The sequence below is a fragment of the Segetibacter aerophilus genome (genome assembly GCF_007991655.1).
Lineage (GTDB): Bacteria > Bacteroidota > Bacteroidia > Chitinophagales > Chitinophagaceae > Segetibacter > Segetibacter aerophilus.
This window is the reverse complement of sequence record NZ_BJYT01000014.1, coordinates 90,187-103,179: the sequence shown is the minus strand read 5'-3', so window position 1 is coordinate 103,179 and position 12,993 is coordinate 90,187. Positions and strand designations below refer to the sequence as shown.

14 protein-coding genes are annotated in these 12,993 nt (G+C 39.9%); 5 read left to right on the top strand and 9 right to left on the bottom strand.

The genetic code is table 11. The features are described 5' to 3' along the window. Positions 1-8: 8 nt before the first annotated feature. Positions 9-875 (bottom strand): hypothetical protein, encoded by an 867-nt coding sequence (locus SAE01_RS17420; protein WP_147205072.1) that lies wholly within the window; start codon positions 873-875, stop codon positions 9-11. Between the two features lie 77 nt (positions 876-952). Then, complete coding sequence (locus SAE01_RS17415) at positions 953-1,240, bottom strand: hypothetical protein (RefSeq protein ID WP_147205071.1); 288 nt, start codon at positions 1,238-1,240, stop codon at positions 953-955. 166 nt (positions 1,241-1,406) lie between these two features. Here SAE01_RS17415 and SAE01_RS17410 point away from each other — a divergent pair, with 166 nt between their 5' ends. Both SAE01_RS17410 and SAE01_RS24560 read left to right on the top strand, forming a co-directional pair. Continuing rightward, positions 1,407-1,601, top strand: coding sequence for a hypothetical protein (locus SAE01_RS17410; RefSeq protein ID WP_147205070.1), 195 nt, complete (start codon positions 1,407-1,409; stop codon positions 1,599-1,601). A 179-nt stretch (positions 1,602-1,780) separates the two neighbouring features. Beyond that, on the top strand, positions 1,781-1,924 hold the full coding sequence (locus tag SAE01_RS24560) for a hypothetical protein (protein ID WP_170234192.1): 144 nt from the start codon (positions 1,781-1,783) through the stop codon (positions 1,922-1,924). Positions 1,925-2,192: 268 nt separating this feature from the next. Here SAE01_RS24560 and SAE01_RS17405 read toward each other — a convergent pair whose 3' ends face one another. The 5 genes from SAE01_RS17405 to pgl all read right to left on the bottom strand — a co-directional run bounded on the left by SAE01_RS17405 (position 2,193) and on the right by pgl (position 5,241). Further along, complete coding sequence (locus SAE01_RS17405; protein ID WP_147205069.1) at positions 2,193-2,603, bottom strand: hypothetical protein; 411 nt, start codon at positions 2,601-2,603, stop codon at positions 2,193-2,195. A gap of 239 nt (positions 2,604-2,842) precedes the next feature. Next, complete coding sequence (locus tag SAE01_RS17400; protein ID WP_147205068.1) at positions 2,843-3,178, bottom strand: hypothetical protein; 336 nt, start codon at positions 3,176-3,178, stop codon at positions 2,843-2,845. Between the two features lie 55 nt (positions 3,179-3,233). Further along, positions 3,234-3,398 (bottom strand): hypothetical protein, encoded by a 165-nt coding sequence (locus tag SAE01_RS24555; protein WP_170234191.1) that lies wholly within the window; start codon positions 3,396-3,398, stop codon positions 3,234-3,236. A gap of 184 nt (positions 3,399-3,582) precedes the next feature. Continuing rightward, positions 3,583-4,170: a YMGG-like glycine zipper-containing protein gene (locus SAE01_RS17395; RefSeq protein ID WP_218029181.1), complete on the bottom strand. Its 588-nt coding sequence runs from the start codon at positions 4,168-4,170 to the stop codon at positions 3,583-3,585. A gap of 336 nt (positions 4,171-4,506) precedes the next feature. Beyond that, positions 4,507-5,241 carry a 6-phosphogluconolactonase gene (pgl, locus tag SAE01_RS17390; RefSeq protein ID WP_147205067.1) on the bottom strand — a complete coding sequence of 245 codons (735 nt, stop codon included), beginning with the start codon at positions 5,239-5,241 and terminating at the stop codon, positions 4,507-4,509. 126 nt (positions 5,242-5,367) lie between these two features. Between pgl and SAE01_RS17385 the strand changes: the two genes are divergently transcribed. Further along, positions 5,368-5,712, top strand: a complete 345-nt coding sequence (locus SAE01_RS17385) for a carboxymuconolactone decarboxylase family protein (protein WP_147205066.1) — start codon at positions 5,368-5,370, stop codon at positions 5,710-5,712. 289 nt (positions 5,713-6,001) lie between these two features. Beyond that, positions 6,002-7,042 (top strand): 2-oxoacid:ferredoxin oxidoreductase subunit beta, encoded by a 1,041-nt coding sequence (locus SAE01_RS17380; RefSeq protein WP_147205065.1) that lies wholly within the window; start codon positions 6,002-6,004, stop codon positions 7,040-7,042. 191 nt (positions 7,043-7,233) lie between these two features. Here the strand turns inward: SAE01_RS17380 and SAE01_RS17375 are convergent, their stop codons facing one another. Beyond that, the gene (locus tag SAE01_RS17375) at positions 7,234-7,821 is read right to left on the bottom strand and encodes a pseudouridine synthase (RefSeq protein ID WP_147205064.1); all 588 of its coding nucleotides are present in this window, start codon (positions 7,819-7,821) and stop codon (positions 7,234-7,236) included. Between the two features lie 708 nt (positions 7,822-8,529). Between SAE01_RS17375 and SAE01_RS17370 the strand changes: the two genes are divergently transcribed. Beyond that, positions 8,530-9,480 carry a UDP-3-O-(3-hydroxymyristoyl)glucosamine N-acyltransferase gene (locus SAE01_RS17370; RefSeq protein WP_147205063.1) on the top strand — a complete coding sequence of 317 codons (951 nt, stop codon included), beginning with the start codon at positions 8,530-8,532 and terminating at the stop codon, positions 9,478-9,480. Between the two features lie 100 nt (positions 9,481-9,580). Here SAE01_RS17370 and recB read toward each other — a convergent pair whose 3' ends face one another. Beyond that, positions 9,581-12,973: an exodeoxyribonuclease V subunit beta gene (recB, locus tag SAE01_RS17365; protein WP_147205062.1), complete on the bottom strand. Its 3,393-nt coding sequence runs from the start codon at positions 12,971-12,973 to the stop codon at positions 9,581-9,583. Positions 12,974-12,993 lie beyond the last annotated feature (20 nt).

Below are 12,993 nucleotides of genomic sequence, written 5' to 3'. Positions count from 1 at the left end.
AACTCAGATTAGTAGTTGACCTCCACACCATCGTTGTTAATATAAATTCTTTTTCCGCCCGCCGTCTCTATTTCATACAAGTCATCTTTCCCCTGCACTTGTAGCTTATAAATTGTAGCTGCCTTAAAGTTAGCAGGTTGTTTAGCCAGGTATACACTTACAGGTCTTGGTGGCTGCACAAGAGGTACCTCTGTACGCATATCTAACCGTTGGCCTGAGGAATTGTAGTTAGTAACGATCCACTGGCTTCCCGATTTATACTTTGCTGAATAGATAGTCGTATCTACATTATTCCTTGTCCAGGTAGCACTGTTAGAAGCGGGAAACTCTTTATTAAAAGAAGCGGTGATTGGTGGTGGAATAGTCCATTGACTCTCGCCAACGGTACTTCGGCTGTTACCCCAATTAGTCTGGCCAAACTGCGCTTGCCCCGACCTGTCAACTGCACCCGAATTAGTCGTTACTCCTCCTTGAGAAAGGGTCGTATTAATGTTGAAAGTAGTATCATTCCCACCCGCAATAGTTGTATTGGCTCTTTGCCCGTTCGAATTATTTCTATTAATAGTTGTATCGAATGTCCTCGTCGCGTTATCCGCAGCATGCACTCCTCCAACAAAAGGACTAGATGAACTGGCACTCTTTGCGGAAGTTGTATCAGTTCCTTTTCTCACAGGCCCGTTTAAATATTTATCAGTAACTGTTTGCCTCGGTTGTAAATTTTCTTCGCTCCGAGGCGGCTGACCAATGCCGGCATTTGTTGTAGTAGAACTTCGGGTGGCTGCTTTAACCGGAGCGCTTCTGTTAGTCCTCGGCTTCGACTGGCTGTAGGTATTTATACAAATGGCGGTTAGCAATGTTATGAATGCAATTTTCATAAAACGCATTTTAATTAAAAAAAAAGCTGCTGTAGCCGGCGGCTCACAACAGCAGACGTTACCCTTTTTTGTAAACTCTATTTCTCTCTATTAATCAGCTTAAAGAACCTACTTTCCTTTCCTCCTGCTGTATGATCCTGGTAGAGAAAAGCCAGCTTTCGGTCTTCGAAAGTTTCGTACCAATCTTCCCACGAAATCTCTTCTAATGTATCCTGTCCTGAATATCCGGGAAAGTCAATTCTTAGAACTCCGCCTCCCTCTTTATCTGCAGTGCTTTTAACGCGTGAAGGTTTGCCCCCTCTTTCCTCTGCCCATTTTTTAATTGTCTTAAAATCTGTCGTTGTATTTGATGATGACTCTGACATATCGTTACAGTTTTACATGATGAAATAATACCATAAGGGTTACTAAAACTGTGCTAACCACAAGTTGGGGAAGTGGTGAAAAGAGTGGATTTACTCCTGAAAAAATTGCTAAGTCTTATTGAACGGCCCATCTTTTGCATTTACCCTTTGTATTAAAAATATAACGATGGAAAAGAAAGTATTCGGAATCATACTAACCATTTTAGGTATAGTAGGACTAATAGCTGCGGCGGTAAATTTTGTAAACTCAAGTAGCGGCAGCTACAACATAAAGATGATCACAGTATATGGTATACTTGGTCTCATTTTCTTCTTTACTGGGGTTGGCTTAATAAGAACTACTAAAGACAGGTCCTTATAATAGAGGAAGTCATGAGAATAGGTTCGCTAAGAGGTATAAAAACGCCCACAAGTGCGACGCAACCAATGACGTGATAACCCCTAATGCCTGGGACACCAATAACTACTTTGATCGTTTTAATGGCAAGATTTTTTATCAACCATATTCCTTTCTAATTATAAAAAATTAAATCAGCAATCATGAAAAATGTTCTTATGCTTCTTAGTGCAATAGTACTTGGATCAGTAGTTATTCAGCAATTAATTGGGGGTAAATCTCGCAAACATATCAGGTCAAGAGCAGACGATCCCACCATACCACAAATTTCTACCAAAGCTTTCTAAATGCTATCTTGAACTTACTTTGAGTCCCTGCTTTGCGGGGATTTTTTGTATTAAGACGTCGGCTTTCAAAAATGGTAAGGTTATGTTGTGAAAGTGAAAAAGTAAGAAGATACCCCCGGCGCTTTTTGATAAGAATTGGTTCCAAAATCATATAAAACGAAATAATGAGGGATTGAAGCTTTTTAGCGTTCTTTTTTACTAACGTCAAATCATAAAAAAAAGCCACCCGGGCAGGATGGCTTACTTTCTTTCAATAGGGCAACTCCACTTATTTTTGAGGAGGAGTTGTAGTTCCGCTACCTGTACCTGTTCCAGATCCACTTCCGGACGATTGAGAACCAGTTGAGTTAGTTCCCCCGCTTCTTGTTGACCTGTGTTTTCTCTTCGTACTTTGTCCATTAGCACTGCCCTTGTTCATGCCTTTGTGCATGTTACTTCCGCCTGTACCACCTGTACCGCTTTGACCTGTTCCTGTGCCGCCTGTACCGCTCCCTGATCCAGCTCCGCTACCTTCTCCTGTTGTACTACCGGTACCAGTTTGGCCACTAGTACTTGACTGTCCTGTTGTTCCTTTGTGCTTTGTTTTACCTTGAGAACCAGAATTTGTTCCTGATCCTGTTTGGGCACTTAGAGATAAACTGCCTAATGCAAATAATGCAACGATGAATGTCTTTTTCATACTACAATCTTTTCTATTAAGGCTTCAAAGTTTAGACCACATTTGCCAACGCACTAAAATTACAAGTAATATGATTTGTTGGGGAATCTTGAGGATTTTTAGTCTTTAAAGAGCTCGAATCAAAAAAAGTTGTACAAGAGCATGCTCATATTATTAAAATATATTTTAATATAATTTGCAAGCATGTTTTGTGCGGGGCATGCAGAAAGATAAACCCCTAATCCAAATGTCCTAAAATGTTAGTCTTTTCCTTTAGCCGTCCCCTTTCTCGCAAGGATGTTGTTTCCGCTTTGCTCATTTGACGGGGCAGCCTTACTTTTTTGTAGTGCCGTTTTAGACGCAGATCCCGCTGGCGACCCGCTCATTCCGGTGCCGCCAGCACCACCTGTTCCCATTGGGCTTCCTGGTGTAGTATCCTTGCTTCCGTGGTATTGGCCTGTGCCTCTCGCCTGTGTGGCAGTCTTCTTTGCGTTGCTACTATTTTTGCCGGTACTCGTTCTCGTACCGGTGGCACTTTGGGACTGCGCGAGAAAAGTGCTTGCAATAAAAATGCTTGCTAACAAAAGATGTTTCATAGCTAATTTTTTTTAACCATTTCCAGGTAATGGTTGCTGATTTTTGTTACTCGGATTAGTCCCTCTCTGTCATCGCCTCTTTGAACCTCTCTTCATTATCGATATCCTCTTGCGTTATTTTACGCGTGTCATTAGGATCGAAAGGATTATGAACGGGTAACGGTTTTTGGTTCTCTTCTTTCTGAGGTGACTCCTTTGTCTGGTTTTGATCTTTTTCCATGTAATTTCTTTAGTTTATTAAATAAAAAATGAGGCCAAACTTCAGAGGATTAAAGCTTTTTTTGCTCCATTCCGTAAGGAGAAAAAAATTGGTGCAAAAAAAAATCTGTATACAGTTTTTTGCAACTTGCATACAGATCGAAATTTTATTTCTTATGATTGTTTAACTGTCGGCTCTTGTTCTACTAATAACGGCCATCTTTCTTGTCCTTATTACGGCCGATGATATATCCACCTGCACCACCAACAACTCCACCAACAACTGCTCCTAAACCTTTCTTTTTGCTTATGATAGCACCTGCAACGGCACCAGTACCAGCTCCAATTGCTGCTCCTTTTGCTGCTTTGCTCCATCCTTTCTTTTTTGCCGGAACGGGAGCAGATGCAGTACCCGCACCTGAATAACCACCGCCTGAAGAACCCCTTCCACTATAACCACCGGAAGATCTTGTACCGGTGCTACGAGTAGTTTTTTTAGCAGTGCTACGATGAGTAGTTGCAGTTGGTGTTTTCACGGATGCTGGAGGGGTAGTAGTTGCCGCCAAATTTTGTGCAGGTTGATTAGGATCAACCTTTACGTAACGGCTGCCATCACCAGCGACGATTGTGTCGCTTACGCCTTTCAATTCAATTACCTGCCCTTTATCGGCCATTGAATTATTTCTAAGGCTGGTAGTATCTGTAGTCGTTGTCGTCTGTGTATTTGTTTTCGGGTTACTATTACAAGCTGCAAAGATTGCCGCCATCGTAATTGCTAATAGTTTACTTTTCATAATTGTAATTTTAAAATGTAGAATTGACTTATCTGTTCAGTTTTTAGTTGTGAAAAATTCTATTATAAATTCTTTGACCATACAAAGAGAAAACTGTGCCAGAATTAAAATAGCAGTACAAAAACAAGTAGAACGAATTGAAACGCAACTAGTTGAGAAATGAATATTAACGATTCTAATAGAAGTTTTTGCAAGGCGTTAAAAGAAATTATAGAACATGAAGAAGGAAATTGTAGCCCGCTTATTAACAACTTTTAGAGCTGCACTATTAGTCTACAATAATGAATAAAGAAGGGTGAAAGATCTCAAAACGATATAGGTAACGCGCTACTTAAATCAATAGCTGGGTTTGATCAACTTACCTGCCGAGCCTTCATCAAGGAACCAATGGACTGGTTTATTCGCAGCAACAATTAGTTGAGCCGGAGCTTTTTCTGGTTCGTATTTGCCCTTCAAAACTTGTTGCACTACGTCTTCTTTCTTTTTTCCTGTTATTAAAAAAGCTTTTACGGCGGAGGCATTGATTGCTGAAATGGTTAACGTGACTTTGTATAAATCGTCTTGCTTGTCGTAAACAGGCATTACCCACGAGCCGGCATGATGACTTTCTTCCGAGAACGGGTAGAGCGAAAGCAGGTTTCCTTGTTCACCCATGCCAAGTATAACAAGATCGAATGTCGATTCGGGTTCTGTAAAGTAGGTCCTCAACAAATTTTCATATTCTGTCGCTGAATCTTGAGGAGATACATCAGTTCTTATACTATGAACATGATTTTTCGAAACTGGTAAATCGTCGATCAAATTCTTCAAACCTAGCGTCGGGTTATATTTCTCGTCTGGAGAAGAGATGAAACTTTGATCTCCCCAAAACAGGTGAATTCTCGTCCAGTCAATACTAGTCGCGTAATCGGTTGCCAATATTTTGTAAACGAGTTTAGGTGTATCACCCCCGGAGAGAGCGATTGTAAATCGGTCTTGTTTAGTCAAAGTCTCTTTGACCAGGTTTGCCAGCCACTCAGCAAAAGCGTAACATGTTTCCTTTTCGTTTTTATATATATGAAGCTTTGGCATTTAACCTTTGTTATAATGTACGTTAAACTCTAATATATAAATAAGCAAAAAATAAGCCGCGCCATAAGGCGTTGCTTTTGCCCGAGGTTTAGGCACTCTGACCGTAATTTTGTAAAAAGTAATAGTATGAGCAATATAGTAGAAGAGTTTAATGACTACCGGGTTAAGATGAATGAAGTCATTCTTAGTAAGAATAACCTGGTGATGAAACGGCTTTGGAACCTTGATACAAACACGTACGAAGAAGGAGCTTTAGATAAGAAGACAAAGGAAATGCTGGGGCTGGTTGCAAGCATGGTTTTACGGTGCGACGATTGTATAAAATACCACTTAGGCAAAAGCTACGAACTTGGAGTAACGACCGAACAGATGTACGAAATCTTTGCAGTAGCAAATATTGTCGGCGGTACCATCGTCATACCTCATACTCGTCGCGCAGCCGAGTATTGGGAAGAACTACAAAAATCATAGCCAGGGCTTTGAAGCGTTTGGTAGTGATATTCGAATTCGGCTAAAAGGTGTTTAGCTAACACTGTTTATATGGCAGCTTTAAGCTTGTTAAATAGAATTACGAAAAGTACAAGAGTGCGACGCAACGGCAGCAGAATTTATTTATGAAGCTTGACACAAAAGCGTAATTTTAAGAAAGCAAGGTCGAACGATTTCTATTTTAGTAATTAATAGCCAAAAAAAAGTAAAACCAACAGCAACTCGGTTTTATTTATCGAATTTTACACCCTCAAATTAAGGAAGTATTATCATGTCAACGATAACAGAAACAAGGCCGGTTACATTAACCGCAAAGGATTTTGCGACCGATCAGGAAGTCAGGTGGTGCCCTGGCTGCGGTGATTATTCTATTCTTGCGCAGGTGCAGAAGATAATGCCAGGCATAGGTGTTCCAAAAGAAAATATTGTGATCATTAGCGGTATCGGCTGCAGCAGCCGTTTTCCATACTATATGAACACTTACGGGATGCATAGTATTCACGGACGTGCGACTGCAATTGCCAGTGGATTAAAAGCAAGTCGTCCTGAATTAAGCGTGTGGATCGTGAGTGGTGACGGTGATAGCCTAAGCATTGGCGGTAACCATACTATTCATCTTTTAAGAAGAAATTTTGACGTTAACCTTTTAATGTTTAATAACCAGATTTATGGTTTAACGAAAGGGCAATATTCGCCTACTAGTGAAAAGAAAAAGATCACTAAAAGTACTCCTTATGGTAGTATAGACCATCCCTTTAATCCACTTGCCCTTGCGCTTGGTGCAGACGCTACTTTTATCGGTCGTAGCATGGATCGCGATCCAAAACATTTGCAAACGATGCTTACCAGAAGTCATCAACATAAAGGGGCTTCGTTTCTTGAGATCTATCAAAACTGCAATATTTTTAATGATGGAGCTTTCGAGATTTTTACAGAGAAATCAACCAAGATGGAAGAAGCTTTATTCCTCGAACATGGAAAGCCGTTGGTATACGGAACTGCACGGGATAAGGGAATAAAAATCGAAGGCCTTCGACCAGTAGCTGTACAGTTAGGCAATGGCGTTAGTGAAGATGATCTTTGGATACATGACGAGAAGGATTTTTATAAAGCGCAGGTGCTTGTAAGAATGTTTGACGACCCTCAACAAAGCGTTCATTTTCCAAGGCCATTTGGTGTGTTTTATGAAACTGAAAGAGCTTGTTACGAAGACATCATGCAAATGCAAATAGAGGAAACAATCGCAACAAAAGGAGCAGGAGATTTAGATAAACTGTTGCGTGGAAGAGAGGTGTGGGAGATAGCAGGATAGCTACGTTGGTTATAAAAATTTGAAAAGCCGGATCATTATTGAACCGGCTTTTTGCTTTTAGTACCCCTGAAGCTTTAAAGATTTTAAAGGCAAATTTTGGCTCAAGCATAAGTATTTCAATTAAGCAATAGTTGCGTCGCACTCTTGTACTTAACTGCTTTCAGCAGCCATCTATAACTACGGTATTTCTGTTATTGAATAAGCAATCCTTTATAAATTTCCTGCTTTGAAAGTTCTTTTATTTCACCTGGAGCAAGGCCTTGAATTGAAAGCCTTTCAATGCGGTATCTTATCAATCGTAATGTAGGAAAACCGACTTTAGCAGTCATTCTTCTTACCTGCCTGTTCTTTCCTTCGACCAGTGATAAGCTAACCCAGCTAACGGGAATTTCTTTTCTAAATCTTATTGGCGGGTTTCTTTCAAATACTTGTGGCGGTTCAGTAAAAAGAGATGCTTTACAGGGAAGTGTCGTGTGTTGTTTACCATCTATTGATATGGTTACACCTCCTGTTAACTCATCCAACGCTTGCGGGGCTATACTGCCTTCAACCTGCACCCAATATTCTCTTTCATGTTCGTGTTTTGGGCTTAATAAAAGGTGATTTAATCGGGTGTCATCAGTAAGTATAAGTAAGCCCTCACTATCATAGTCGAGGCGCCCGACAGGATAAATATTTTTAGGCACATCAAATACATCTGCAAGGCACTTTTTACCTCCTTCTGACGTGAATTGACTTAGTACCTGGAATGGCTTGTAGATGATGAAATAGCGCTGCATATAACAATAAAAAAGCCCGGTATAAAACCAGGCTTTGATATATGGATGGGTTAGTAAGTACCAGGAAATAAATTTCCTTACACAATATTAAAAATTGTTTTTTCTAACACAAAAATTTTCTTTCATTATTTTATACACATTTTTAATTTTATTGTTAATAAGGACACTTTTAAGAGCGCTGAATTACACACCAAATTTGCATTGTCGCAACTATATTCACACCAATTTTTATTACCAATGTTTATGCCATTTAAAGTGCTGAAAGTGCGATGAATAAAGGCTTTCGGCGTTTCTCTATGAAAAACAGATCGTGCTCGCCGCATAACTTAAGCTACAAAGCTCTTGTCTGTTTACGTCTTACTTAGTGTCTCAAATAGCAATAAGAATCGCAAGAAAATTTTCTTTTAAAAATGATCTTCATTTTGTTTTTAAGCAGCATATTAATGCCTAACTGCTACGATGTCTTTTATAATAGACTCATCTTCTGGCGCTAACGTTTTTTTGCTTTGCATTAAATGAAAATTACGGTCATTTTTTGCTCCTTGTCAGTATGAGACATAAAACGTTACTCCACCAAAATATAAGGTAAAATAGAGGTGTTTTTTTGTGAATTGCTGAAGCCTAAATTGTCGCCAATTCTTGAATAAGAATAAGCCAAATACAGCTTTGAATGAAGCGCATAGTACCTTTGCCAAAATCGTTTTTATCATGAAATTTCCTTCTCCTGTTACTGTACAATGGATTGCTGGTTTAATAGGTGCTGAAGTGCTTGGTGATGCTGCTGCTTTTGCAACCGGTATTAATGAAATTCATCGTGTTGAAACGGGAGATATTTGTTTTGTTGATCATCCTAAATACTATGATAAATGTTTACATAGTGCAGCCTCTTTTATCATCATCAATACGAAGGAAGTGCAAGTTCCTGAAGGTAAAACCTTGTTAGTTTTAAGTGACCCTTTTGAAGCTTATCTCACAATCGCCAATCACTTCAGGCCCTTTGCTCCATCTGAAAAATCTATCAGTAATTCTTCAAAAATCGGCGATGGCACCGTTGTTATGCCCAATGTTTTTATTGGCAATCATGTAACCATTGGGAGGGACTGTGTTATTCACCCAAACGTCGCTATACTCGATTATACCGTGATAGGAGATAGCGTTGTTATACAAGCAGGAACGGTTGTAGGAAGCGATGCATTTTATTATAACACTAAAAAAAATCGTGAGGTGTGGTATAGAAGAATGCAAAGTTGCGGGCATGTAGTGATTGAAGATTTTGTAGAAATAGGGGCGGGTTGTACGATTGATCGGGGAGTGACTGCTGATACAAGAATTGGACAGGGAACGAAGCTTGATAACATGGTTCACATTGGTCATGATGTGGTGATTGGGAAGAACTGTTTACTTGCCGCACAAGTAGCTATAGCCGGGGGAACAAGGTTGAAAGATGGAGTTACACTTTGGGGCCAGGTCGGCTTAAGTAAAACACTGACTATTGGTAATAATGTTACCGTGCTCGCCCAAAGCGGGGTAGGCAAAGATTTGCCCGATAACAGCGTTCATTGGGGGTCGCCTTCAGAAGATGCGTTGACTAAAAAACGAGAATTAATCTGGGTCAGACGTATCCCTGAATTATGGAAGAAGGTGATGGAGAGTAAATAAGGGGTTTTGATTTTCGAAACATTATTTACAAGTCTTTACACGATTACTTTCAGTGATTTTAGAATACATCGCAAAAAACATTTAAAGTAATTGGCTTGGCTTAAATGGATATTTTCTTACTTAAGATTTTCTCAAGCATCTCAATGCTTCGCAGGGAGGGCAAGCTGGTAAACACGCCGCTATTTGCATCGTCCCTGATACCGCGGACAAACAAATAAATAACTCCACCAAAGTGCCTTTCGTAATCAAACTCTGGTAAGCGGCTTTGAAGATATTTTTTCGCTGCAAGAGTGTAGAGCAAGTATTGCAGATGATAGTTGTTTTCGCTCATTACTTCCGGCAGTAATTCTTTTTTATAGTACTCAACCGAGTCGCCTAAAAAGTTTGACTTCCAGTCAAGAATGTAGTACTTGTTATTATACTCGAAGAACATGTCCATTTTGCCGTTCATAACCCCTTCCAAATCCTGGCTATATTTCAAATTAATCCGGGTATCATTGTTTGTAAGCCCGGCAAGGTCAGCAGGGTCAAACAGCCCGACATTAAAATCGAATTCCAACTCGTTTAAACGTTTTTCCTGCAAAATGTTCGAAAGCGAAAATTCTTCGCCATTCATCTTAATACTGACTTTTGTAACCTTGTTCAGCATTTCTATTAACATAGTCGTATAGTCGCTATGTCTTGCCGTGTATCTTTTTAAAGCACTCTGTATCGTTCGCTCCCAATTCCGGTTATTTGCGAAGTCGATGTTTTCAAAAATATAGTGTAACAGGTTGCCGGTTTTGTTCCCTTTAACCAATTGCTTGAATACAAAATGATCGTACTCGTTAGCTGCAATACCAGAATTATGTTTAGTACTTGTTGTATGTGCGCTTGCAAGAGACGTGTAGCTCATCTTTCTCCAATTCACCTGTGAGAGCGTAAAGTTGACCGGCTTCGCTTCTGCAGTTTTTATCACTTCCCGGTCAAAGGAATAATAGTATTTAGCAGGAATTGTAGGAGATTCATTGAAACTAATGAGGCTTGGATCAATCCCTTTAACGGAAGCCAGAAATGGAACGAGCGAAGAGTCTTTATAATAGTTTGCAAGACTTTTATTGAGATAGCATTTATACACAGCCCGGGTAATTGCGACATATATCAGGCGCCGGTTTTCCTGTTCGGTTTGTTCGTCTACGATCTGTTGTTGTTCGGGGTTTAGCTGTTCGCTGTCGGCGAAAATGTAATCTCCGGTTTCCGTGTCTCTGAAACTGCAGAAACGAAAATGTATCTTCGTATCAAGGTCCAGAAAAGGTGCAAAGACGATGTTGTACTCAAGGCCCTTGCTCTTGTGAAGTGTCACAATTTTAACCGCTTCTTCATCGCTTTCTACCCGTTGTTCAAACTCATCTCCTTCAGTTTGCATTCCGTCAATTCCGCGTTTTAGCCAGCTCACCAGCTCAAGCTCGGAAAACTGTTTGGCAGATTGTACCTTATGCAGCACCTCAATAATTTGGTAAAGATTCGCAATAGTACGTTCACCATTTTCTGTATGATGATTTAGCAACAGCGCCCTTACCTGGTAGTCAGAAACGAACTTCATTAAAACACTATACACCCCATCTTTGTCCCAGATGCTCTTGTATTCTCTGAAATTATTTAGCACCGTCTCCTCATTCAAAGCGAGAACAGCTCTTGTGTCATAACCTGTGAAAGGAGACAACAAAGCTTTATTAATAGACGGCCTGTTTAAGTCTATTAAAGCCTCTAAAAGATATAACACATAGATTGCTTCTTCAGACTGCAAAATTTTAGTATCATCAATGGTGACTGCGGGTATACCACGCTTGGCAAGACAAGCCTTCACTGCAATTGCTTGTTTATTTTTTCTTACCAGAATACCGATGTCAGAAGGCCTTATCCTTCTAGAGATACCTTTTTCAACTATCGTAAATTTTTCCTTTTCAAGCAGGTTGATAATTTGGGCCGTTACTGTCTCAGCTATTTCACTGTTATTCTGGTTGCCATAGATAGTGATGGGAACATCTTGTTGACCGTTCAGATATAAGCCACCTTTATTATTATCGCGAGGCGATTCTACTTTGATATAATCAATCGAGTGTTGATGTCCATTGAAATAAAATGTGTCAAAATCAATACGAGGTTTGAAGAATAAATTCATTGCATTTATAAAGGATGCAGAGGACCGGTAGTTTACATTCATCCCATACTTATTGTCAACCTCATCCGATGCTTTGAAGTAGGTGAAAATGTCAGCCTTTCTCCAGGAGTAAATTGATTGCTTTGGATCGCCTATGTAAAACAGAATATTTTGCCCTGTCCCAAAAGTGTTATGAAAAATTTCATACTGCAGCTTATCAGTATCCTGAAACTCATCGATAAAAATTGCGCGGTACTTTCTCTGAAGAGAAGTAATAAGGTTTGTGTTGTTGTTATGTACAATTGCCTTGTGGAGGTTAACGATCATATCGTCGAAGCCGAGCAAACTGTTGCGCTGCTTATATTGATCGATTGCTTTTGTTACGATGCCAATAGCATGACAGTTAATTTTGTTTATAACGGATTGAAGAATACTTTTTCTCTCTTCCACCAAGTCGTCGCACTCGCTATGCTGCAAGATGATATCTCCGTACAACTTATCGATATAACCGGTGCCTTTTTTACTAACTACTACCGTTAGAAATTCTGGAGGTGTATCCACCAAGTGCAATAAACTTGCTTTGGCCCACTTGTTTGCTTCTGTTATAGATTTAAGGCGATCCGAATGATTCCTGATATGATCGTACACGCAGTCTTTGATCTCTAGGTCTTTTTCTGCCAGTTCTTTTATGGTGTTCGAGAAGCTCACCTGGTCTTCATCACAAATCAAATAGCTTTCGTTCTCATCGTATTCAAAATAATTTTTACCGGACAGATGTTCCCTTATGACAGAAACAAGATCTGCCCTTGATAGTCCATGCTCCAGCAACTGCCCGAGCAAATCAACATTTAAGGTGGTAATGTTTTCACGCCAGAATTTATTCACTTCACTTTCTATAAGTGAAACAAGGTCTTTTAATGTTTCTGAGCCAAATAGCTGGTTTGTCTCAAAGGCAAATTCGGTAAGCGTCTGCTGACAAAAACTATGGATAGTAAGCACAGATGTTTCATCTAAAAACAATACTGCGTCTTTAAGACGTTGCTGAACGTCTTGCTGTGAAGTTAGCTTAGTGGCATGCTCCACTAAAGCGGAAAGTGTAGGGTCGCCACTTTTATTTCCAAGGCTGGCCTTGTGGGCCTGCCTGATAAACAGTCTTATTCTCTCCTCAAGTTCAGCTACAGCCGCTTTGGTAAATGTTACCATCAAGACCTCTTTTATTGGAATCTTGTTTTCCAACACTAGTCGCAAAACCATGATAGCGATGGAGTAAGTTTTACCGGTACCTGCGCTTGCCTCTATCAGGTTACTGCCTGAAAGAGGCACAGTAGAGGTATCAAAATCTTTGACTTTCATGAGGGTGTAAAGTAAATAAA